A 20,757-nucleotide genomic window follows, 5' to 3' on the forward strand; every position below is an offset into this window, starting at 1 on the left:
CATCCGCGTTCGCCCGGGCTGCGCAACCCTCACCAGCTCCGCCCGGGCGAACGCTGACCGCCGCGCATTACATAAGGGGGTCAAAATTGGACGCCGATCGGGGGTCAGTTTTGGAAGCCGTTTGACAGTTCCACGGCATGACGAGTGGACCTACCTTTCAGCTTTCAGGATTTGGCTTTCCGCTTCGCCCCAGGCTTCTTGGCGGGGATCGATACCGGCGCCGGCTTCCTGCCAAGCCCAAGCGATTTTGCCAAGGCAGAGCGCGTCGCAGAGTAGCTCGGCGCCACCATCGGGTAGTCGTTAGGCAATCCCCATTTCTGGCGATATTGCTCAGGTGACAGATCGTGAGCCGTGCGCAGATGGCGCTTCAATGATTTGTATCTTTTTCCGTCCTCCAGGCTGACGATGTAATCCGGAAATACGGAGCGCTTCGGGTTGACCGCGGGCTTCTGCGCCTCTTCAGGTGCAGCAACAGGACTGTTTACCTGAGCCAATGCCATATGGACGCTCGCAATAACATCAGGGAGCGCCGTAACCGGCACTGGGTTTTTTTGAACGAAGGCTGCGACTATATCAGCCGTAAGTTCGATCAGGTTGATCTGATTATCCTCGGTCAAATTCAACGCTCCTTTGCTTTCAAATATCATACGCTCCAAAATCGCGCTGCATACCGCGGTGCATACCGCGATGCAACAACGGAATAGAAAAAGACTAGGTCGCAGTCAATACAGACGAGCTGCCAACCGATGGATATTCACCGAATTTGTCACTGGTAATCGAGCGAGCCTCACGCAGACGATGGATTGATTGCATATCCCCGGAAGCTGGATTCTGACAAAAGTCGCCCTTCCGGCTACCCTGATTTGAATTCGAAAATCGCAGTCTGGAACCTTCATCCAACGCGGATCGCGTTTCAATAATTACTTACGAGATTGCGACTGGACTTCTTCGTTATAGCAAGCATTGGTACCCCACAGAGACGAGGTTGACCGTGCCGAAGAAGAGAACTGAAATCCATACCGGCAAATTAGCCGACGCTCTTCGCCAACATTTGTTCGATATCGAGCCAGAGCTCATAGTGCTCGAAGGCGTGGTGGCGATACTTCACTCACTGAGCACTGCAGCCGATCACATCGCACCCGTTGCGCTTGCACCACTCGCCCATCTCAGCGCCGAGTCCCTGGAGAAGATTTTTGAGGCATGGCGGGAATGTATGGCTGCGGCCTCCAGCAAGGCGGCACGATGATCACCATTCTCCGCCCCGACCAATCACCTCTCGAGCAGCCTAAAGGCGAGCGTGACTTTAGCGGTGGTTTCGAACAGGCCCGGCTGTGGCCGTCATTGTTTCCGAGAGCCCTCGTCGTCTTTTCGCAGCAAGTCGGCCGGATCGAGTTCCAGGACTTTTGCAATCTTCTCGATCGCTTTCAGGCTCGCGTAATAGCGGCCGCGCTCCAGCGAACTGATATACGTCCGATCGAGGCCTGCCTCGTAGGCAAGAGCCTCCTGGGAAAGCGCTTTCGCTTCCCTAGCCGCGCGAAGATTGCGTGCAAAACGTTGTCGTATGTCCATCGGACGTACAACAGTCGGTTGCAGAGTATACTCCACGGAGTATACTCTGCATCTCTCGTTTCTGCCGCGGAGAAGCGGCGGGTCTCCCCAATTTCCAGAGCCACAGCTGAGGACGCAGGCGCATGACTGACTGGTACTATGAAGAGAACGGGGCGCAGCGCGGTCCGATCAAGGAGGACGATCTCGTCACCATGTTCGCAAACCGGTTCTTATCGCTGGAGGCAAGGGTGTGGTCGGCGGACCTTGGCGCAGAATGGACACCGGCCAGCCAAACCAAATTCAAGGACAGCGTTCGTGTAGCGCCGCCACCGCTGCCACCTCTAAGAGATGCACAAACCGCCAATGGCAGCGTAGAATTCGGTTTGCAGCCGCCAGCGTTTCCCAGCACCACTCCGAGCATCGGTTCGTTTTATGCCGTGATGCTGGCCTACTCGCCGCTTGCCATTCTGTTAGCTGATGTCACCGCCAAAGCGGCCAAACTCGATCCGAGCGCCGCAGACTTCAACAATGCCTCTCAGCTCTGGTGGACCCTCGCGACTGTTTTTGTGTCCATCCTGGACGCCAGGCAGCTCTTCCAGAAAGGCTTAAACCCTCGCAGGCGCTGGATTGCGCCATTCGTGCTGTTGACGCCATTAGGGTATTTTTGGCGACGCGCCGCAATCCTCAATGGTGGCTGGCGATACCTGTGGATTTGGTTGGCTTGCACGCTTGTCTGCCTTATCGGAGAGGTCGCCTTCGTCCTCGATGCGTGAGCCGATTACTCGCTCTCCAAAGTTTCAACCTCCCGGATCAAAGCGCTGACATGTCGGACTCGGATTCCAATTTTCTGATAATTTTGCTTGTCGCGGCTGTCATCTTCCTCATCCCGAGCATCATTGCCTTTCTACGGCGCCACCCGAACAGGTGGGTGATATTCCTCCTCAACACCTTTCTCGGCGCGACAGGCATCATTTGGTTCGGCTGCTTGATCTGGGCTTGCAAGGCCATTCATATCACTGCGAGCCCACGGGGCACCAACGGTGGGGAATCCGGTCTCAACGTCACAGCCAACGACGTGATGCGAGTACGCCTGGAACACGGGGTACCTAACCCGCCGCCCTCGCCCCAGATATCAACGGAGGAAATGCTCAGTCGGCTGGAACGCCTCAAGAAATTGCGAGACGACGGCGCCATCGACGCCGAGCAATTCCAGCGAATGCGTGACGCGATTGTCAGGGCCGACTGATGTGGGCTCCGACAGCTGCATGAAGATCGAGGTCAGATAAGGCGGATGGATATGGAGCCGCAACCTTTCCAATCAAATAGCTTGTTCCGCGTGTGGCAGCGCACGCGAAACAGCAACATCGGTATTATCACCGCATTCCGAAAAGATGCCACCCCGCAATCAAACCGGGCGAATAACGGTGTGCTAGCTGCGACCACGCACGGCCGCTTTGGATACCTGAAAGTTCGTCCGCGGTTGATCGAAGGTGACGTCAACGTCCATGAGGAGAGTTTGCTCTTGATCGGTACCGCTCGCAACGACAGCGGGAACTTACTCGGCCATCTGCGACAGCAAGGGCAGCGCTTCGGGCAGGATCGTTTCGTCTTCAAGCGCTATGACGATGAGAACGCATATCTCCTCGGCGCCAGCACAGCTTTCCCTGCACGTCGCGAAATGCACAAGCTCGGCCCTTGGCACCCGAACCGAATGGCAGAGTATCACGCATTGTTATTCACCAATGAAGGCTTCCCGGACGAAACTCAGCATGCGTGCCGATACCCAGAATTCAGATTTCTTCGGCCGAGAAGCTTCTTTTCGCGTGTCGAAGCGGAGTTCTAGAGGCCCGACACCGCTTGCCAGGGCACGCCCGTCCAGGCTCGAGCCAAGCTAAAGCGGTCGAACGCGAAGGAATTCGTCGCTCTCCAGGCTTCAATCCGAAGGGCGATCAGGAAACTAGGACTTCGGCAGAATTTCGATACATGCGTCATGCTCACCGGCCCATACCAGGCTGGAGGCGATGTCGCGATGATCATGCCATGGGGAAAGGAAGGGTTTTATCCCGAGCATGATCAATGATCGCTCTTGCCCGATGTATGGCAACCCCGACCGCTTAAAAATGATTGCGAGATGCGCTTCGCATCCTGAATTGGCATTCACAAGCAATCATTCTTACTATATTTTCTATACTTGGCGGGTGGGGTATCTGGCGTGATAGATTCAGATGTCTTTGACTTTATCGAACGCTGTAGGAAGCACACGGCAACCGCCTCGCTCCTAGGCGATCTCCTAGAAACCGTCAGAAATCTCGGCTTTGAACACCTTATCCTCAGTGGCGTTCCACTAGGCGGCCAGCAGCTCGCACCGATGGTCGAACTGAATGGCTGGCCGACAGGCTGGTTTGAGCGATACATTGAAGCGGAGCACGCTGCCGTTGATGGCGTTTGCATCTATTCGGCAAAGACCCTGAAGCCGTTTCTTTGGGCCGATGTCCCTGCAAAATGGTCCAACACGGATGGCTCCAGGAGAGTTGCAGGCGAAGCGGCGGAGTTTGGCATCTGCAGTGGTTTCGCTGTCCCGATGTTAAGCGTTCACCACTGGCAGTCGGTTCTCTCGTTTGCATCTTCCGCGAAATCTTGCGCGCTATCGCCACGACAACAAGTGCAGTTGGTCACCATGGCGGTTTATGCCGGCATGTCGATCCAGGCCCTGTCGAGTGACGATAGTGGCGAAGACGGTCTACTAACAGACAGGGAAAAGGAAGTGCTGTTGTGGGCGGCGGCTGGCAAGACTTCGTCGGAAACGTCACAAATTCTCGGCGTAGCCGAACGAACCGTCAAATGGCACTCCAACAAGGCTCGGGAAGCCTTCGGAGTCAGCACAACCACGCAAGCCGTTGTTGAGGCGGTGCGCCGGCGCCTGATCCATCCCTAAACGCGTCAACTGTCCGATCGGACAGGTGACGCATTTTAGAACCACTGCAAGTATCCCCTCCCACAACGGTTGGGGATCGCGCCATGATAACTGCTCATGTCGTCAATGCGCAGAATAAGCATCTCTATGAGAACGAATTCGATGAGTTCCTACGCCGACGTCATGACTTTTTTGTCCACCAGAAGGGCTGGCGGCCGCCAAGCCCCGACGGTCGGGAGCGTGATCAGTTCGACACCGATGCGGCGACATATCTTCTAGGTATCGAAGACGATCGGGTGGTGACGTCGGCGCGGCTGATCCCGACAACCGAACCCCACATGGTCTCGGAAGTGTTTCCGCATATGTGCGAAATAACAGGCGTCCCGAGACGACCGGACTGGGCCGAATGGACACGCACTTTCGTTGTCCCCGATAGACGCTCGGCCGGGCTAAGAGGCACCCTCACCGAACTGTGTTGCGCGGTCATGGAGTATGCTCTCGACGAGGGCCTCAGCGCAGTCGGAGGAATTCAGGAGACCTACTTCATGCCCCACCACGGAGCGTTGAAATGGCGGGCCGAGCCCATGGGAATGGCGCGGGAAGAAAACGGCGAATGGTACATCGTCGCGTATATCGACGTGAATGAGAAAGCGCTGCAGAGCGTCCGCAAGATCCTCGGCATCGACCATTCGATAATCGTTCGTCGTGGCCCCCAAATGTCGTTTCTTGAGAGAGCACAAAAAGCCATCGAAGCTCCGGCTCGCTAGACAAAATATCGCAATTAATTCAGTTCTTTATTGGAGTTTCAATGCGCCTCGCAGTTAACAGAAGCTTGACCGCAGGCCCACATGCCCCCTGGACACGGGCAATTTTTTTATGTGTGTCAGCCGCAGCCGGGCTTAGTGCGTGCTCCACCGTACCGAAGGAACAGACGCTCGCTTTCTCAGGCATGGTCAACAGCGTTGGCACCGCCATCGATCCTCTATTCGACAATCTAAGCGCGGTAGAGCGTCGCCACAAAATCGCGGCGACAGCTGCACACCCAACCATCTTCGTTGTCGCTGACGCGCCATATTATTCAAGTATCGGTGACGCGCCCGAGGCAGCGCAGTTTCGCGCCGGGTTTGCCGTCATCGATGGATATACCAAGCTACTGGTGTCACTCGTAGACGGCTCCTCGGCAGCGGCCTGGCAGGCCCAGGCGCAAAGTGTCCTCGGCAACATTACCGCCATTACCGGTTCAGCGATATCGACAGGCTCCGCGGCACTGCTCAGCGGCATCTTCCAACAGATCGCGAGCGCCTACAGCAACGCCGAAGCGCGGCGACTGATGCTTTCTGGAAAGGACCCTATGATCAAGTTGATCGACAATCTGATAAAAGCCGGCGACCCAATCTTCCTCACGTTGATTCAGGACGACCAGCCATTCTCAAGTAAGAAGACAAAAGAGCAGCGCAAGGCCGATATCGATGCAGCGCGGCTACAAGTCGCCAACTATGTCGTGCTCCTGCAGCAATTGAAGGAGAACTTCGGGAAGTTGAGCATGGCATATATCCAGCAGTCGAGCCCCGAAACCCTAAGTGCAATCGCCGCAACCTCTGGCGAGCTTGCGGCGGATGCCAAGGCGGCACGAGCCGCCTACGCCACATTAGGCAAACCATAACAGACACAAGGGGAGATCAAATGCCTTCGCAATTGCAGCAAACGATCATCGTCACCCTCGACGACATCGAAAAGCGGCTAGATGCAAATCCGAGCGACCCGGAAAAGACTCAGCTTCTGGCCAATGCCAACGTGCTTGTTGCGCTGCTTGGTCAGGTTGATGATCTTGAGCTTCGGAACGCGGCTGATAGCGTGACGGCTGCCGCAGCCGGGCTGCAGCAGGTGATTGATGCCGCCGGGAACGTGCCGCTCAATCTTGATCAACTGACTATAGCAGGCAGCAACCTTCGCAAAGCGATCGCACAAGCCTTGGGGACGGCTGCGCCAGCGGTGCCCGCCCCCGCGGCTCCGGTCGCCTCCGGTCAAGCACCGCCCGCTGTCGCGGCGCCCCCTCCTCTCGCCGCCGGTCTCGTTCATGGTTTGGATTGTGCCACTGACTGCACAGCCCAAAGCCGGGCCATCGCCGCAGCGGGCAAGGCATTCGTCGTTCGATATTACCGCAATGGGGCGTCAGGTTTTCCAACCCTAACCGCCAAAGAAGCAAAGGCCCTCACTGCCGCTGGGGTCAAAATTGTCACCATCTGGGAGAGCGCCTCGGCCAACGTGTCGCATTTCTCGCGCACGACCGGGCTCGACGAAGGCACCAGCGCATATAAACAGGCCATGCTGGTGGGACAACCAGCGGGCACACCTATATACTTCGCGGTGGATTTTGACTGCAGTAAAGATGCTCTTGCCGGTTCGATCAACGACTATTTCCAAGCGATAGCAAGCGCTTTTGCCGCCATGGGAAATGGCAAGTCAGCCTATTCTGTCGGTGTGTACGGCTCGGGGCGTGCCTGCACCTGGCTCACTGCGCACGGTCTGGTAGCCTATACATGGCTGGCTATGTCAAAAGGGTGGAGCGGCTACGCCGCGTACACCAGCTGGAATATCAAGCAAGGCCCTTCAGACCAATTACTGCCGTTTGACTACGATACCGATGTCGCCACCGGCGATTATGGCGGTTTTAACATTTAGCTGCGGTTGTCGGGGGAGATCATGCTTGCCGCTTATCAAGTCGATGGGCTTGTCCTTGATGGAACACAGGCAGGGCCCTCCGATGCCGTGCGTGCCTTGCAGACGGATCTTCGAGCACTTGGCTATCTGGGCCGGGGAATCGACGGGGCATTCGGACCTGGAAGCCTGAGGGCCGTTCGGGCTCTACGCTATGATCTCATCAACAATCATGGCCTTTCACGCTCCGACGACGGGCCTGCGCCTGTAGCGATTGCTGACTACAACAAAGGACGCATAACCGATATCGCAGCTGGCTTTGACCAGAGTCTTGCGGCCTGCCTTGCAGATTTGATCAGCGACTCAAAAGTGCCGAAATTGCCCCGGTCGTTTGATCCGCTCGCGGACAATCGCGCTGCTTTGGCGGCCGTATCCTCAATGACGGATGCGACGGCCCCCTTTCCGTTCATATTGGCGATGGCCGTACAAGAAAGCGATAGCTGTCACTATTGCATACCCCATGGCAACGATGGCGATGACTTCGTGTCGATTGGCCTCGACCGCAACGACAAGGCCAACCCAGATCGCATCACCTCGCGAGGCTATGGCCTTGGACAATACACAATCTTTCATCACCCGCCGCGGATGGAAGAGATAGCGCGCTTCATCGTCGACCCTGTCGGCAACGTTGCAACCGCCTTTGCCGAGTTGCGCTCGAAATTCGATCGTGATGTCGTGGGCCCAGACAGCGAGGCGGATGACCGCGCCGCAGAGCATCCTGTTCTGGCACTTCGTCTTTGTCGATACCCTGTTTCAGACAAGCGCCGCATGGCCGATTGCCAGAGCTGCGCAGCCAACGTCCCGACCGTCACGATCCGGCGTGGGACGCCGCTCTTTCAAGGATCCTCTAAGAGCTGCCAGCCCGACAACCTATATCCTAGCGCCGACTACGGTGCTGTTCCCGACCGTTCAGCATTTCTGTGCGACTGGCCTTATGCGGCACGCCGCTACAATGGCAGCGGTCTCGATTCCTTCCATTATCAAATACGGATCCTCCTGAACCTTGTCAGGCAAAGGGCCGCTTCGGGGGACGCGAAATGACGAATCTCTGGACGATTCTTAATGTCGCTATCGGCCTGGCTCTCACCTATCTCGTGCTCAGTCTGGTCGCCACGGCAATACAGGAAGGGATTGCAGCGGTCTTTCGCTTGCGGGCCGCGACCTTGAAATCGGGCCTTGCAAGTCTTCTCGCCGACCCAGGATCCAAGAAGCCGCAGCTAGACCCGTTCTTTGTCAGCGTTTTTGGTCACGGTCTTGTTCAACGCATATCCTCCAAAGGGGCGCCGTCCTACGTGCCGGCACGTAACATCACGCTCGCATTGCTGGACGTGCTCAAGGATGGCTCCCAGGCCAACGAGTTCACTGCAATCGAACGCGCGGTGGCCGAACTTCCACCCAGTCCCATACGGCAGAGCCTATCCGTTCTGATGAACGAAGCCTCAGGCGATATCGACGTGCTGAAGACACGGGTCGACAAGTGGATCGACGACTCGATGGATCGCATCAGCGGCACTTACAAGCGCAATGTCCAGATCACGATGCTGGCGGTCGGCTTTGTGATCGCCTGCGGTTTCAATGTGGACAGCTTACACGTTGCCAAATCGCTCTGGGCGCCGGAGGCAAACTCCAAGATCGTTCAAACGGCGACAAACTTCCTCGCTCGACATCCGGCCGCAGGTAAGAAAAATGATCCCGGACAGGGCCCTGTCAGCGGTTCCCAAACGGACCAAGATCCTGCCGCAGATCTCATTGCTGCAAAGGCAGCATTTGCAGATGCTCTCGACGAGGTTTCCAGTCTGCCCATTCCCATCGGTTGGAAGGATTTCTTGCTCGGGGATCCCAAGGAATCCAAGGAATCCAAGGACTCCAAGGACTCCAACGTGCCCAAAGATCCCAACGCGCCCAAGGGGTTCTTCTTTATCCTCGCTCGGCTTTTTGAAGCGCTCCCCGGCTGGATCATGACCGCCCTTGCCATCTCGCTCGGTGCGCCGTTCTGGTTCGATCTCCTTCAGGGTTTGATCAATCTCAGGGCGACCGGCCCCAAACCGCCGCGCGCTGATAGCCCCGAAACTCCGGGCGACAATAAGCAGCGATCCACGTCTTAACGGAGAAAGCGCCATGGCAACCGTCACCCCACAACCGCTTTCTGATCAAGAAAAAGATGAGCTATTCCCAAAAGACAGCCCCAATCCTCCTGACGGCACTTTTGAAATTGCGCTAGCGCTTGCGGGTACCGTCTCTGCCGGTGCTTATACGGCAGGTGTTCTCGACTACCTCATTGAGGCGCTCGACGCCTGGGCTCTAGCCAAGGCGCATGGCGATGCCGATGCCCCGAAGCACAATGTTGTGTTGCGCACGATCGCTGGTGCATCAGGCGGTGCAATCAACGGGGCGGCGATATTGCGAACCGCGGGAGGAGCCTATCCGCACGGCCCGGACCCAAACAATCCGCTCTATGCGGCCTGGACAGGTGAGGTCGACCTGGAGCATCTGCTCGCAACGCCGCAAATGTCGAGCTCAGACTTACCACCTTCACTTCTGGACTGCGCTGTTCTGGACCGGCAAGTCAAGAAGGTGCTCGGGATGTCTGCCCCTTCCTATGGAATGCGGCCCTATCTCGCCGACCCACTGCGCCTCACCGTTATGGTTGGCAACGTTACCGGCATCCCTTACCGAATAAACTTCACCGGCAAAAGCGGCCTCGGACACGATCTCGTTGCCCATGACGATCATCTGCGCTTTGCGTTGACGATTGAGAATGGGAAACCTGAAACGCTCCAAACTCGGCCTGATGAGAGGGCTCTTTCCTCGACCGAGAGCACGAACTGGGATCTCTTGGGAGCAGCGTCCCTCGCCACCAGCGCGTTCCCCTTCGCCTTCAAAGCCCGCTCGATAGTGCGCCCGTTCGCTGAAACCGCGTATCGCGTCATTGTGATACCGGGGACCGATACACAGGCTTCCGAGGTCGTTCAGCTCATCCCAGTTTGGCAAAGTTTTGAGGACGCCGGTGCGGCAGCGGGCACCGAGACCAACCTGCTTGCCGTCGACGGCGGCACAGTCAACAACGAACCCATTGATATTGCCAGAACAAGCCTGGCAGGCTGGCTTGGTCGGAATCCCCGGGAAGCGGTTGCCGCCAATCGCGCGGTAATTCTCGTCGATCCGTTCAGCGACGTCGAGACGCTCGGCCCCGCCAAGCCGATTGGAATTCTCGGTCTCATTTCCCCCCTGATCAGCCAATTTGTCTATCAGGCACGCCTCAAACCGTCCGACATCGCCTTGGCGAAGTCGGAAACAGTATTCAGTCGTTTTCTCATTGCTCCGGTCCGCCCACCTATCCCAAGCTCTAATGAAGCGAACGTCGTCGTCGGTTCACAAGCTATCGCGAGCGGCGGCCTAGGCGGGTTCATCGGCTTTGTCGATGCCAAGCTGACCAAACACGATTTCATGCTCGGCCGGTGGAACGCGTACAAATTCCTGACTGAGAGCCTGTATTTTCCACCGGCGAACGTTGCACTGGCCACCGCATCAGCTTGGACGCAGGATCAGATGGCGCTCTATGCGGATAAGGACGGCGATTTGCCTCTCATCCCTCTCGTCAAGTCACTGAGAGACGCGCCGCCGGTGCCGCCGGTGTGGCCGCGCCTCGATGCCATGCCCGCAGGTCTTGCTGATAGTATCGACGGCAGGCTCGATTACCTCTTCGCCAGCTTTACAACGTCGTTGGCATCAAAGAATTTCTTCCTGATGTCCTTCCTCAAAGCTGCGTGGAAGCTCGCGGGGAAATCTCTGGTCCACAACAAGATCATGGACACCCTGTCCACAAAGCTACGAAGCGAAAAACTTATGCCATAGCCGACGCCAGTAACGACGCGAGATTTGTCAGGTCCGTCGCTTTTTTTCAGCGCCGCGGTTTCTCAACGTTTTTGCAAGATTTTCTATGTCTTGCAGCGTCCTTCAGAACGAGCAAATTCATAAGAACGTCTTCGCTGCTTCGGGCCTAAGGAATTTGTTGTCGTGGCTGACGAGAATTTTGCCGGCTATCTGTCTGCTCTGACGTCCAAAACGGATGCCATTGCTCGCGATGTCAAGGCGGCGCGCGATGATATTCAAGCAACTCAAACCAAGGTTGCCAACATCCAGCGCATGCAGACGCAGGCTATGCAGCAAGTGAACCAAGTAGCGGATCAGGTAAAGACCTTGGCGGCCGGGCAGGAAGCGCTCAAAGCCGACCTATTCGCCAAGCTGTCCAGCCTCCAAGAGCAAGTGCGAAGCTACGATACCCAGCTAGATGATGTCCGACGAATGCTTAGTGACTTGGTCGCTCGGAATCGAGAGGAGAACGCCCAACATGCGCTTGAATCCGAGAAGGGGCTGTTCCTTTTGCGTGTGCGCGAGCTCGGCCACCAGGTTGGAGATGGTGCAGTCCGCTGGGTCATTGTTATGCGCGCGCTGAAAGTATGCGCCGAGCGCGAGATCGTCCCCGAGAAATTCCAAAGTCCAGCCGACCAGACAGCTATCGACCAGGGATTAACCGATCTTCGCGAGCTGGAGTCAGGTTGTTCTGATGACGATCGGCGCGAGGGCGCCTTGTTTGAAACCATTGCCGCACTTTCGGCCGAACTTGCCGAGACTACCCGTCAGACAGCGACGCACGCGCAACAAATCACTGAAACCCGAGAATTGCTTCTGGCGAAGAAGGGAGCGCTTGCCGATGCGATTGCGATTTTGGAGAAACCCGAGGCGAAGACTGACTATTTGGCGCGCAGGTATTTGCGGCGCTGGGGCACTGCGGGTTCTGTTTTCTTTATGCTGTGCGCGGCGAGCACCGCCATTGCCAACGCAGCAGCCTATGCGCCCACCTTGGATGCTGTTGTTCCTGCGTATGCGGTGCTTGCTGTGTTCTGCCTTGTGTTCGCGTGGTGGAATTCGGATGCGCGGCGCGTAGGCCGCTTGGAGCGTCTGAAGCACCAATCGTCGGACAACGAACAATCGATCCTTCAGTCAGAGCGGAGCACGGCCACTGATGCTGCAGCAGAACAAAATGTGGTGGCAGACTATCGCAAGCGACTCGAACAAGTCGGAGGCGATGTTTCCGAAACTGCGACACTTACCGCGCTAAGCGCTGCAGCATCGAACCGTCTCGCTACCTGGCTTAGCGCCCATTCAGACGTAAGGTATCTGGCAGCGAACTGGCCCAGAGGTTGAACTTACCTATCAGTGGGGCTGACGTACTCTCTAGTTGGTATCTTCACGGACCGAATGGCAGAAAAATACCGATTCCGGACATAGCTGGCTTCTGTCCTTTACTGAACATCCGCACGCTTGAGAGGCAGGAAGAAAATGACCGAGGGTAGTGGACAACGCAGAGACATTGAGTGGCTGCGCACTCGTTTAAAGCAGCACGCTGACTCCTTTGATCGAGGGCGGCTCTGGAATCGCCGCCAAGCATTTTACTTCACTCTTGGTGCGTCAGTTATTGGGGCCAGTACCACTGTTCTGATTGCGATTCAGCAGAATGATTTGCTTTCCGAAAAATGGAAATCGACAGCATCTATCCTATCGTTGTTAACAAGCGCGTTCGTATCCATTCTAGCTGCGTGGGAAGCTTTTTTTGACCCAAGATGGCTGTGGGTACGATACACATCAACACTCAACTCAATTTACGAATTGTCGGATCAACTGGAATATCTATCAAAAAAGGAAAATGAGCCATCGGCGGAGATCGTTGATAAATTGTATGAACGACTCGCACTCACACTCCAGCAGACTAATTCGGAATGGGAAAAAAAGCGTGCTAGCCGGATAGTGAATGAAGCGCAGGAGGGGGGGCCGACGTGAGCCATCTCGTTCGCTCCCTGGGACAAGCCGCCCGAGCATCTATTCGGCAAAGACCCTGAAGCCGTTTCTTTGGGCCGATGTCCCTGCAAAATGGTCCAACACGGATGGCTCCAGGAGAGTTGCAGGCGAAGCGGCGGAGTTTGGCATCTGCAGTGGTTTCGCTGTCCCGATGTTAAGCGTTCACCACTGGCAGTCGGTTCTCTCGTTTGCATCTTCCGCGAAATCTTGCGCGCTATCGCCACGACAACAAGTGCAGTTGGTCACCATGGCGGTTTATGCCGGCATGTCGATCCAGGCCCTGTCGAGTGACGATAGTGGCGAAGACGGTCTACTAACAGACAGGGAAAAGGAAGTGCTGTTGTGGGCGGCGGCTGGCAAGACTTCGTCGGAAACGTCACAAATTCTCGGCGTAGCCGAACGAACCGTCAAATGGCACTCCAACAAGGCTCGGGAAGCCTTCGGAGTCAGCACAACCACGCAAGCCGTTGTTGAGGCGGTGCGCCGGCGCCTGATCCATCCCTAAACGCGTCAACTGTCCGATCGGACAGGTGACGCATTTTAGAACCACTGCAAGTATCCCCTCCCACAACGGTTGGGGATCGCGCCATGATAACTGCTCATGTCGTCAATGCGCAGAATAAGCATCTCTATGAGAACGAATTCGATGAGTTCCTACGCCGACGTCATGACTTTTTTGTCCACCAGAAGGGCTGGCGGCCGCCAAGCCCCGACGGTCGGGAGCGTGATCAGTTCGACACCGATGCGGCGACATATCTTCTAGGTATCGAAGACGATCGGGTGGTGACGTCGGCGCGGCTGATCCCGACAACCGAACCCCACATGGTCTCGGAAGTGTTTCCGCATATGTGCGAAATAACAGGCGTCCCGAGACGACCGGACTGGGCCGAATGGACACGCACTTTCGTTGTCCCCGATAGACGCTCGGCCGGGCTAAGAGGCACCCTCACCGAACTGTGTTGCGCGGTCATGGAGTATGCTCTCGACGAGGGCCTCAGCGCAGTCGGAGGAATTCAGGAGACCTACTTCATGCCCCACCACGGAGCGTTGAAATGGCGGGCCGAGCCCATGGGAATGGCGCGGGAAGAAAACGGCGAATGGTACATCGTCGCGTATATCGACGTGAATGAGAAAGCGCTGCAGAGCGTCCGCAAGATCCTCGGCATCGACCATTCGCTACTCGTTCGTCGCGGCCCCCAGATGTCGTTCGCGTCCATTGAAAAACACGACGTCCCATCGACCGCTATCAAACCTCTTTGAGAACATAGAAGCGCACGTCTAATCGACAATTTGGAAGGTCACCATGGACGGCCCCAACGACAGAATTCCCATACCGCCCCGCGACAGTTTCAATGTCGGCTTAAGCGCGTGCAGAGAGCAAACCATGCTTTCAAAATTTGGACGCCCGGGCCAACTTACTCAAGATTGCTCTGAACCGACCGGCGACTTCGTTTCACGAGTCAGGCGAGATCTCAACTGCGGGCCGTTCAAAATTACAGGATTGGATTATGCATGCGACTCGTTGAAACAGATATTCGGCGAAGTCAAAGTCGCGTCACCTGCAATATTTTCTGCTACAAAAACTGCGGGCATGCTGTGCGTCCGAAGCAGGCGTCACAATCCATCGCGATACTCGAACCATAGTTGGGGAACAGCTATAGATATCTATTTCGGCTCGAAGGTCGTCGATCAAGGCCTTAACCTCACCAATCGCGGAAATTTTTACTTGGCACCACTCTTCAACAGGCATGGCTGGTACTGGGGTGCTGGCTTTTCGGGTGATAACGTCGACAGTATGCACTTTGAACTCGCCGATGAAACAATATTCAAAATGCCCGATGAGGCTCTATAAGAACGAGACAGATAAATAGTAAACGGCAATAGTCTTTTTTTCGGATTGGTCCCGGGAGGAGAATATGTCTAAGCTTGCAGATGGCATTCGCTGGTTCAAGCAATCGTTCTCCACACAAATCAATGCTGCCGTCGTGCAAAAACCATTTGGTCTCGACCTGATGACGGCGCTGGCAACGCAAGAGACATTTGAAGTCTGGGGAAATTTGTTCACGACGATACCTGTCGCAACGATACTGGAGGTTTGCGTCGGCGATACCATCGATGCGCCGGGGCGGACAGCATTCCCAACAACAAAGTCGAACCTTCTGACTGACCCTAACGGCCAACAGCTTTTTGCAATCGCTCGCAGTGCCCTCGAGGCGGTCGGAGAATACAATGCCACCTATCACAAGGTGGCCATGGCTAACGCAGACAAGTTCTGCCATGGATTTGGAATCTTCCAATATGATATCCAATTCTCCCGTCATGGCGTGGACCCCGATTTCTTCCTGAATAAGAAGTGGTTTCAATTTGACCAAAGCCTCGAAAAGGCATTGTCAGAGTTGGCCGACGCGCAAACTCGCGCTGGGTTTGGTGGGAAAGCTTCGCTTTCTGATCTTGAGCAAGCGTATGTCGCAATCGCCTACAATGCCGGCTCGTTCAACCCATCAAGAGGATTGAAGCAGGGCTTCAAGGACAGGAGTAGCGGGAAGTATTATGGGGAGCTTATTTTTGAGTACTTGAACCTCAGTAAGTCGATATGAACGTTCACGGCCCTATCGCACGGCTCTGCGAACGAGGTCCATCCGGATGCAAAAGCGTTCACTTGGCAGACAGTCAGAACTACCACATCAAAGGTACGGAAGTCGTGTACTATATCTCTACCTGGAGGATTGAGACATGATTCAAATAGGTCGCACGCTCTCCACGGGGTTCGGGGCAGCGATCGCATCGATTTGGGTCAGCATGGCCGTGCCGGCAATGGCCGATGAATGCAACATTCCGAAGGCCACCATTCATAAGGGCGGCACCGTCATTGCCAAAGGTATATCATCGCTGCGGAGCGCACCTCCAGAAGGTGCGTTCGGCACCCTTGGCGATGTTATTGGCTCTACTGAGAAGAACAAGGAATACGTAATTGACGATGAAAAGTGTGTAAGAATTGTCTTTTTCGGTCGACAATTATGGCTACTTCTGAAAGGCGCGGGCTGGGCATTATCCGGAACGGATGACGTTCCTTATCAATATTTCAGCACTAAGAACTGAGGGGATCACGATGTCGGGAAACGTGACGGAATTTCTGCGACCCTATCTCGCATTTGTCGGCAGCCTTTTGTTCATGCTACTTCTAATCGCTCTGTTTTTTTTCGGCGTCTGGTCGCGATCATATCTGTTTCCAGCCAAAGCCAGCCAGCCCTTGCGCCGCCAGTTAGTCGCCGGGTTGCCGGTCGGCTTGATCACCATGGGAGTTTACGCGAAGACCACCCTCCCGGGAATTATCAATGGTTTAGATGACGCTTCCGACATGGCTCTGATTGTGGGCTATGCAATTGTCTACGGCATGCTGTCGCGGGAAACCCTTGATAGGATTCTGGGCGCGGTTAAGCCGCCGCTCTAGTTTCCTGATCCGCGCCATGCAGAATTTGGAGCAATCATATGTATTGTGATGAGATCATACGTCAGAGATCGTCTCCAAAGATAGCGAATACCAGGTTCTTAGCGTTGATAGTAAGTACAATCATCAGCACTACAAGTGTAGCCAAAGCCGATTTCAGAATGCTTCACGGTGACGAAATTAACCGGACCCTACTCGGTCATAAGATGCGACTTAAAGGCACTCTGTTCGGCGGGTTTTCGGGGGAGTTGTATTGGTTCTCACCAAATAAATTCCGCGTAGTGTCAGGAACGTACGCATCAACTTTTGGAAAAAAGATATCGGTTATTAATGCCGGCGGTACATGGTCAATAGATGGCGACGCTTACTGTCGACATCTTATTTATGAATCCAGAGACGACTATCGCTGCTTGTCAATTTATTACGATGACAGCCGCGCGATGTACAAATTTACTGATCACCTATTCGTTATTAGCACTGGCACACTATATCAATAAATACTCACTCCCTATTATCCCACAGAGAGGCATCCAGAATTATTCGATTCTGCCTCCATGGCGATGACAGTCCTTGCCGCGACTAACCCCGGCAAAAGCGCGCTGCGGTATTGTCATGGCCTCGTAAGCCGGGATGAACTCACGTCAAATTCAAATTATACGCGACGCCAAACGCTACTAAAATCCGGTAAATGCTATACAATTGGCACAATTGTTTTTCCTGTAGCTGGGTCAATCCTGCGCTCCACGAATTTCAAAACTATTATATAGAGAACCGTGTTCCCCACAAGCAGAGCAGACCTTATCCAGAATCCAATCTCGACCGCCCGTACTATGTTTTCACCTCCCGCAAAACCCGGGCGGACGAGACTAGCAAGAGCCGATTCTTGCATATTCATGAACCAAAGAACTATCAATAGAAACACGTTACTTATTATGGTTAGACGTAAGAGTCTAAAATTGTACTTGGAAACGAGACGGCGCACCTCATCGTATTGGACCAGCGCATAGTATACGGCAAAAGCCAGGCCAAACATAAGAACAACCAACTGGTTGCCCACGTCCCAGTAGTTTTTTGCGTACGTCAGCGCCATGCCATTGCCAAGTGAGTCCATTTTAACCCCCCATAGAGATCCAAATCTAGGTCACGTTATGCTATCTAACAACAGCAGGTTGGTCGGCAGGCTGCGATCGAAACATCCGAAATTATGATAACATGGCACTTCTTTGACCGGTAGATATATATTTTTTTGTCAAGTTTCACCTAAGAAGGACCCTCGGTGCTGAGAATTGGCTGAATGTCTGAAATTGGGGCCAAAAATGGACAGGCGGCTTCAACGCTCACGATCCCAGAAACGTCAACGGTCAAGCCAGCTTGCTTTCAATCCTAGAATATCGCGAGCCGGCTCTGCCTCATCGAAAGACCGTGTTGTCTTTGGCAAGAAGTCGGGATATTTTCTGGCGATATCGTGAGGGCACGGCTATGAGCGGCACTTCACCTACCGGCTGGAAGAAACCGGAGCTCTGGAGCTTTCGCTTAAGTGTTGCGAGTCTTGTCATTTCTACGTTGATGACCGCCGGATTGTTTTACTATGGCCAGAAATTTGCTCAGCTGTCAGCAGATAGGTCTAGAGTCGAAAAGGTTCAGGATAAGAAAATAGAACTCTGGGATCGAATCGGACCGCAGTTAAATAAAATACTCAGCTACATCATTTATGTGGGTCGCTGGAATCAAATCTCAGCGGCCCAAGTAGTTGACGCTAAGCGGGCGTCAGACGAGATATTTTATATCTACAAGCCTTTTTTTTCAGATAAATTTCAAAACGACTACAATCGTTTTATGGATTCCGCGTTTCAGACCTTTAATGGCATGGGGGAAGATGCAAAGATCCGAACCTCTCCGGCAAGCCGCAAGGACGATCCAAAAGCGTTTGCCGATAGCTACGACCTGCAGGTAACTTTTGACACTTACAACGCCTTGCTTGCCGATGCGGTCGATGAGTTCGGCTTAAGCTTCGCGGAGCCAAAGTTCAAAAGTCTCGCTCCTGTGGGCGTACCTGATAAAGTCACGGTGACCCAGTCGAAGTGAGTTCCGGTGCGTAGAATGATTTGATCGCGTTCACTGCCACGCCACGGTGCAGGATGAATAAGTGACCGCTTTCGGGCGTCGGACTAACGCAAATGCCGTCCACCCGAGCAATACTGGGCCGGATCGCCAGGACGGTGTTCCATCAGTCCGAGCAGCGTCATCGGATAAGGCAGTAACGTCGCCGCCACGATCCCTTCCGCCAAGAGCGGGCTCGCGCCTGATGCGGGAATGGAATGGCCGGATGCACATCGTCGAAGTGGTCGACGACGGCTTCGTGCTTGAGGGCAAGACGTATGGATCACTGTCTGCTGTCGCCCGTCGCATTACCGGCGCACATTGGTCTGGCCCGAGGTTCTTTGGGCTATGACGACGACCCCTCGTCTCAACTGTGCCATCTACACTCGCAAATCGACTGAAGAGGGCCTGGAGCAAGAATTCAATTCGCTCGACGCACAGCGGGAAGCTTGTGCAGCCTTCATCGCTTCGCAAGTAGGTCTTGGCTGGAAGCTGGTGCCGAACCAGTATGACGATGGAGGCATCTCGGGCGGCACGATGGAACGCCCTGCCCTGCAGCGTCTCTTGCAAGACATCCGGGACAAAGAAGTCGATGTGGTGGTGGTCTACAAGATCGATCGCCTTACCCGGTCGCTAACGGACTTTTCCAAGATCGTCGAGATCTTCGATGCCAGCTCCGTTTCCTTCGTGTCGGTGACCCAGCAGTTCAACACCACGACCTCAATGGGCAGGCTTACGCTCAACGTGCTTTTGTCCTTCGCCCAGTTCGAGCGGGAGGTTACAGCAGAGCGTATCCGAGACAAGATCGCGGCCTCGAAGAAGAAAGGCATGTGGATGGGTGGCGTGGTACCCCTGGGCTATCGCGTCGAGTACCGCAAGCTGGTGATTGACGAAACCGACGCACAAACAGTCAGACACCTCTTCGCCCGCTATCTCACCCTGAGATCGGTGCGCGACCTTGTCGATGAGGCTGCGAGCGAAGGGCTTTCCACACGGTCGCGACAACTCAAAGACGGATCAGTTGCAGTCACCATGCCGTTTGGCCGCGGCAATCTTTATCACCTGCTTTCGAACCCGATCTACATCGGCAAGATCAGGCACAAGGAACAAGTCTATGATGGAGAGCACGAGCCGATCGTGTCGCCGGCCACTTTCGAAGAGGCCCAGGCACTTCTTATCTCTCAGGCGCCACGGCGGCGAAGCGATTCCAATGTCACGCAACCTCATCTGCTCACCGGTCTGCTCTTTGACGAAGTGGGCGAGAAATTGCGATCGGTCCATGCCAACAAGCAAGGTGTTCGTTACCGCTACTATGTCTCAAAGCAGTTCGTCGATGAGCGCAGGAAAGGTTCCGAGGGCTGGCGTCTTCCGGCACCCGCACTTGAATCAGTTGTTGAGCATCGCTTGAATCGGATTCTGAGTGATCATGCCCAACTGTCTGATTGGATTCGGCAATGGGCCGACGCTGGCGAAATTCAGTCGGCGATGCGGCGAGCCAAAGAGATGCGAGCGTCCTGGGCATCAGGCACTGCGGACGCGAAGCGATCTCTGCTCCAAAAGATCGTTCGAAAGATCACCCTCAAGCCGGGGGCATTGACCATCGAACTTGACCGCCGCTCGCTATCGGAATTGCTTCTCGATCAGATTTTGCCACCCAACGATGGCGCCCATGTAACTTCCATCGAATGTCCAATCGGTATGAAGCGGCGCGGCGTCGAAACACGGATCTTGCTTACAGACGGATCTAAAATCAGCCGAGAACCCGATGGTGCTTTGATCTACCTTCTGCGTCGAGCCCACTTGTACCTCGGTCAACTTACCGACGGAGCCCATCGAAGCCTCACCGACGTTGCCATGCTCAACGGCACCGATACATCCGAGGTTAGTCGCCTCCTGCCCTTCGCTTTCCTCGCCCCGAAAATTGCGGCCAGCATCGTTGCAGGTGATCAACCTGTCGACCTAACGACGCACAGGCTCTCGCGGGTGTCTGACCTCCCGCTCGCCTGGGGTAGCCAGGCCATTCTCCTCGGCTCCTGATAGCATCACCGGTGCATCCGACCGCAACGCCAACCATCGCTTTGGCAAACACTTGGCTACGGAATTCGCCCGACAGAGACGGAGGGCCGAAAGTCAGGTGTTTTCGGCGCTCACTGCCGTGTCTCAGCCAAGT

At 55.0% G+C, this 20,757-nt stretch carries 24 protein-coding genes and 1 pseudogene; 22 read left to right on the forward strand and 3 right to left on the reverse strand.

The window, feature by feature from the left end; translation table 11 throughout:
• Positions 1-164: 164 nt before the first annotated feature.
• Positions 165-647 carry a Ros/MucR family transcriptional regulator gene (locus CKW40_RS34425; protein WP_095204169.1) on the reverse strand — a complete coding sequence of 161 codons (483 nt, stop codon included), beginning with the start codon at positions 645-647 and terminating at the stop codon, positions 165-167.
• A 338-nt stretch (positions 648-985) separates the two neighbouring features.
• Here CKW40_RS34425 and CKW40_RS34430 point away from each other — a divergent pair, with 338 nt between their 5' ends.
• Complete coding sequence (locus tag CKW40_RS34430; protein WP_095204170.1) at positions 986-1,246, forward strand: hypothetical protein; 261 nt, start codon at positions 986-988, stop codon at positions 1,244-1,246.
• A 92-nt stretch (positions 1,247-1,338) separates the two neighbouring features.
• On the opposite strand, the gene CKW40_RS34435 is transcribed toward CKW40_RS34430, so the two are convergent.
• Positions 1,339-1,569, reverse strand: coding sequence for a helix-turn-helix domain-containing protein (locus CKW40_RS34435; RefSeq protein ID WP_095204171.1), 231 nt, complete (start codon positions 1,567-1,569; stop codon positions 1,339-1,341).
• Positions 1,570-1,691: 122 nt separating this feature from the next.
• Between CKW40_RS34435 and CKW40_RS34440 the strand changes: the two genes are divergently transcribed.
• The 18 genes and pseudogenes from CKW40_RS34440 (at position 1,692) to CKW40_RS34525 (ending at position 16,490) form a co-directional block, all read left to right on the forward strand.
• Positions 1,692-2,321, forward strand: a complete 630-nt coding sequence (locus CKW40_RS34440) for a DUF4339 domain-containing protein (protein ID WP_095204172.1) — start codon at positions 1,692-1,694, stop codon at positions 2,319-2,321.
• Positions 2,322-2,371: 50 nt separating this feature from the next.
• Positions 2,372-2,794, forward strand: coding sequence for a superinfection immunity protein (locus tag CKW40_RS34445; RefSeq protein WP_095204173.1), 423 nt, complete (start codon positions 2,372-2,374; stop codon positions 2,792-2,794).
• A 45-nt stretch (positions 2,795-2,839) separates the two neighbouring features.
• Complete coding sequence (locus CKW40_RS34450) at positions 2,840-3,391, forward strand: hypothetical protein (protein WP_095204174.1); 552 nt, start codon at positions 2,840-2,842, stop codon at positions 3,389-3,391.
• A gap of 369 nt (positions 3,392-3,760) precedes the next feature.
• The gene (locus tag CKW40_RS34455) at positions 3,761-4,483 is read left to right on the forward strand and encodes a LuxR family transcriptional regulator (RefSeq protein WP_095204175.1); all 723 of its coding nucleotides are present in this window, start codon (positions 3,761-3,763) and stop codon (positions 4,481-4,483) included.
• A gap of 83 nt (positions 4,484-4,566) precedes the next feature.
• Positions 4,567-5,229: an acyl-homoserine-lactone synthase gene (locus CKW40_RS34460; RefSeq protein WP_095204176.1), complete on the forward strand. Its 663-nt coding sequence runs from the start codon at positions 4,567-4,569 to the stop codon at positions 5,227-5,229.
• Between the two features lie 41 nt (positions 5,230-5,270).
• Positions 5,271-6,125, forward strand: a complete 855-nt coding sequence (locus CKW40_RS34465; RefSeq protein ID WP_143748426.1) for a hypothetical protein — start codon at positions 5,271-5,273, stop codon at positions 6,123-6,125.
• 20 nt (positions 6,126-6,145) lie between these two features.
• Positions 6,146-7,144 carry a glycoside hydrolase domain-containing protein gene (locus tag CKW40_RS34470; RefSeq protein WP_095204178.1) on the forward strand — a complete coding sequence of 333 codons (999 nt, stop codon included), beginning with the start codon at positions 6,146-6,148 and terminating at the stop codon, positions 7,142-7,144.
• A gap of 21 nt (positions 7,145-7,165) precedes the next feature.
• On the forward strand, positions 7,166-8,221 hold the full coding sequence (locus CKW40_RS34475; protein WP_143748427.1) for a peptidoglycan-binding domain-containing protein: 1,056 nt from the start codon (positions 7,166-7,168) through the stop codon (positions 8,219-8,221).
• Positions 8,218-9,285, forward strand: coding sequence for a hypothetical protein (locus tag CKW40_RS34480; protein WP_095204180.1), 1,068 nt, complete (start codon positions 8,218-8,220; stop codon positions 9,283-9,285). Before CKW40_RS34475 ends, CKW40_RS34480 begins: the two co-directional genes overlap by 4 nt.
• A 13-nt stretch (positions 9,286-9,298) precedes the next feature.
• Positions 9,299-11,035 carry a patatin-like phospholipase family protein gene (locus CKW40_RS34485; protein WP_095204181.1) on the forward strand — a complete coding sequence of 579 codons (1,737 nt, stop codon included), beginning with the start codon at positions 9,299-9,301 and terminating at the stop codon, positions 11,033-11,035.
• A gap of 162 nt (positions 11,036-11,197) precedes the next feature.
• Positions 11,198-12,388 (forward strand): hypothetical protein, encoded by a 1,191-nt coding sequence (locus CKW40_RS34490; protein WP_095204182.1) that lies wholly within the window; start codon positions 11,198-11,200, stop codon positions 12,386-12,388.
• A 135-nt stretch (positions 12,389-12,523) separates the two neighbouring features.
• Positions 12,524-13,021, forward strand: a complete 498-nt coding sequence (locus tag CKW40_RS34495; RefSeq protein ID WP_095204183.1) for a DUF4231 domain-containing protein — start codon at positions 12,524-12,526, stop codon at positions 13,019-13,021.
• 37 nt (positions 13,022-13,058) lie between these two features.
• Positions 13,059-13,544 (forward strand): annotated as a pseudogene (locus CKW40_RS45465) (helix-turn-helix transcriptional regulator); the annotation flags it as partial.
• Positions 13,545-13,627: 83 nt separating this feature from the next.
• Positions 13,628-14,299: an acyl-homoserine-lactone synthase gene (locus CKW40_RS34505; protein ID WP_095204184.1), complete on the forward strand. Its 672-nt coding sequence runs from the start codon at positions 13,628-13,630 to the stop codon at positions 14,297-14,299.
• 43 nt (positions 14,300-14,342) lie between these two features.
• The gene (locus CKW40_RS34510) at positions 14,343-14,891 is read left to right on the forward strand and encodes a M15 family metallopeptidase (protein ID WP_095204185.1); all 549 of its coding nucleotides are present in this window, start codon (positions 14,343-14,345) and stop codon (positions 14,889-14,891) included.
• Positions 14,892-14,955: 64 nt separating this feature from the next.
• Positions 14,956-15,636, forward strand: a complete 681-nt coding sequence (locus CKW40_RS34515; RefSeq protein WP_095204186.1) for a peptide-binding protein — start codon at positions 14,956-14,958, stop codon at positions 15,634-15,636.
• Between the two features lie 136 nt (positions 15,637-15,772).
• A complete protein-coding gene (locus CKW40_RS34520; protein WP_095204187.1) occupies positions 15,773-16,138 on the forward strand; it encodes a hypothetical protein in 366 nt (121 codons plus the stop codon).
• A gap of 10 nt (positions 16,139-16,148) precedes the next feature.
• The gene (locus tag CKW40_RS34525) at positions 16,149-16,490 is read left to right on the forward strand and encodes a hypothetical protein (RefSeq protein ID WP_095204188.1); all 342 of its coding nucleotides are present in this window, start codon (positions 16,149-16,151) and stop codon (positions 16,488-16,490) included.
• A 688-nt stretch (positions 16,491-17,178) separates the two neighbouring features.
• Here CKW40_RS34525 and CKW40_RS34530 read toward each other — a convergent pair.
• Positions 17,179-17,598, reverse strand: coding sequence for a hypothetical protein (locus tag CKW40_RS34530; protein ID WP_095204189.1), 420 nt, complete (start codon positions 17,596-17,598; stop codon positions 17,179-17,181).
• 368 nt (positions 17,599-17,966) lie between these two features.
• On the opposite strand from CKW40_RS34530, the gene CKW40_RS34535 reads away from it, so the two are divergent.
• The 3 genes from CKW40_RS34535 to CKW40_RS34545 all read left to right on the forward strand — a co-directional run bounded on the left by CKW40_RS34535 (position 17,967) and on the right by CKW40_RS34545 (position 20,624).
• Complete coding sequence (locus tag CKW40_RS34535) at positions 17,967-18,572, forward strand: hypothetical protein (RefSeq protein WP_143748428.1); 606 nt, start codon at positions 17,967-17,969, stop codon at positions 18,570-18,572.
• A gap of 61 nt (positions 18,573-18,633) precedes the next feature.
• Entirely contained in the window at positions 18,634-18,939 is a 306-nt protein-coding gene (locus tag CKW40_RS45640; protein WP_095204191.1) for a DUF2924 domain-containing protein, read from the forward strand.
• On the forward strand, positions 18,936-20,624 hold the full coding sequence (locus CKW40_RS34545) for a recombinase family protein (RefSeq protein ID WP_095204192.1): 1,689 nt from the start codon (positions 18,936-18,938) through the stop codon (positions 20,622-20,624). Before CKW40_RS45640 ends, CKW40_RS34545 begins: the two co-directional genes overlap by 4 nt.
• Positions 20,625-20,757: the final 133 nt, after the last annotated feature.

Origin of the sequence: Mesorhizobium carmichaelinearum (assembly GCF_900199455.1) — a bacterium.
Classification (GTDB): Bacteria; Pseudomonadota; Alphaproteobacteria; order Rhizobiales; family Rhizobiaceae; genus Mesorhizobium; species Mesorhizobium carmichaelinearum.

What these genes read in the sequence shown, in the direction of transcription:
- CKW40_RS34425 (WP_095204169.1), bottom strand. Translation starts at nt 647, where the DNA reads ATGATATTTGAAAGCAAAGGAGCGTTGAATTTGACCGAGGATAATCAG.
- CKW40_RS34435 (WP_095204171.1), bottom strand. Translation starts at nt 1,569, where the DNA reads ATGGACATACGACAACGTTTTGCACGCAATCTTCGCGCGGCTAGGGAA.
- CKW40_RS34440 (WP_095204172.1), top strand. Translation starts at nt 1,692, where the DNA reads ATGACTGACTGGTACTATGAAGAGAACGGGGCGCAGCGCGGTCCGATC.
- CKW40_RS34445 (WP_095204173.1), top strand. Translation starts at nt 2,372, where the DNA reads ATGTCGGACTCGGATTCCAATTTTCTGATAATTTTGCTTGTCGCGGCT.
- CKW40_RS34450 (WP_095204174.1), top strand. Translation starts at nt 2,840, where the DNA reads ATGGATATGGAGCCGCAACCTTTCCAATCAAATAGCTTGTTCCGCGTG.
- CKW40_RS34460 (WP_095204176.1), top strand. Translation starts at nt 4,567, where the DNA reads ATGATAACTGCTCATGTCGTCAATGCGCAGAATAAGCATCTCTATGAG.
- CKW40_RS34465 (WP_143748426.1), top strand. Translation starts at nt 5,271, where the DNA reads ATGCGCCTCGCAGTTAACAGAAGCTTGACCGCAGGCCCACATGCCCCC.
- CKW40_RS34470 (WP_095204178.1), top strand. Translation starts at nt 6,146, where the DNA reads ATGCCTTCGCAATTGCAGCAAACGATCATCGTCACCCTCGACGACATC.
- CKW40_RS34475 (WP_143748427.1), top strand. Translation starts at nt 7,166, where the DNA reads ATGCTTGCCGCTTATCAAGTCGATGGGCTTGTCCTTGATGGAACACAG.
- CKW40_RS34480 (WP_095204180.1), top strand. Translation starts at nt 8,218, where the DNA reads ATGACGAATCTCTGGACGATTCTTAATGTCGCTATCGGCCTGGCTCTC.
- CKW40_RS34485 (WP_095204181.1), top strand. Translation starts at nt 9,299, where the DNA reads ATGGCAACCGTCACCCCACAACCGCTTTCTGATCAAGAAAAAGATGAG.
- CKW40_RS34495 (WP_095204183.1), top strand. Translation starts at nt 12,524, where the DNA reads ATGACCGAGGGTAGTGGACAACGCAGAGACATTGAGTGGCTGCGCACT.
- CKW40_RS34505 (WP_095204184.1), top strand. Translation starts at nt 13,628, where the DNA reads ATGATAACTGCTCATGTCGTCAATGCGCAGAATAAGCATCTCTATGAG.
- CKW40_RS34510 (WP_095204185.1), top strand. Translation starts at nt 14,343, where the DNA reads ATGGACGGCCCCAACGACAGAATTCCCATACCGCCCCGCGACAGTTTC.
- CKW40_RS34515 (WP_095204186.1), top strand. Translation starts at nt 14,956, where the DNA reads ATGTCTAAGCTTGCAGATGGCATTCGCTGGTTCAAGCAATCGTTCTCC.
- CKW40_RS34520 (WP_095204187.1), top strand. Translation starts at nt 15,773, where the DNA reads ATGATTCAAATAGGTCGCACGCTCTCCACGGGGTTCGGGGCAGCGATC.
- CKW40_RS34525 (WP_095204188.1), top strand. Translation starts at nt 16,149, where the DNA reads ATGTCGGGAAACGTGACGGAATTTCTGCGACCCTATCTCGCATTTGTC.
- CKW40_RS34530 (WP_095204189.1), bottom strand. Translation starts at nt 17,598, where the DNA reads ATGGACTCACTTGGCAATGGCATGGCGCTGACGTACGCAAAAAACTAC.
- CKW40_RS34535 (WP_143748428.1), top strand. Translation starts at nt 17,967, where the DNA reads ATGAGCGGCACTTCACCTACCGGCTGGAAGAAACCGGAGCTCTGGAGC.
- CKW40_RS34545 (WP_095204192.1), top strand. Translation starts at nt 18,936, where the DNA reads ATGACGACGACCCCTCGTCTCAACTGTGCCATCTACACTCGCAAATCG.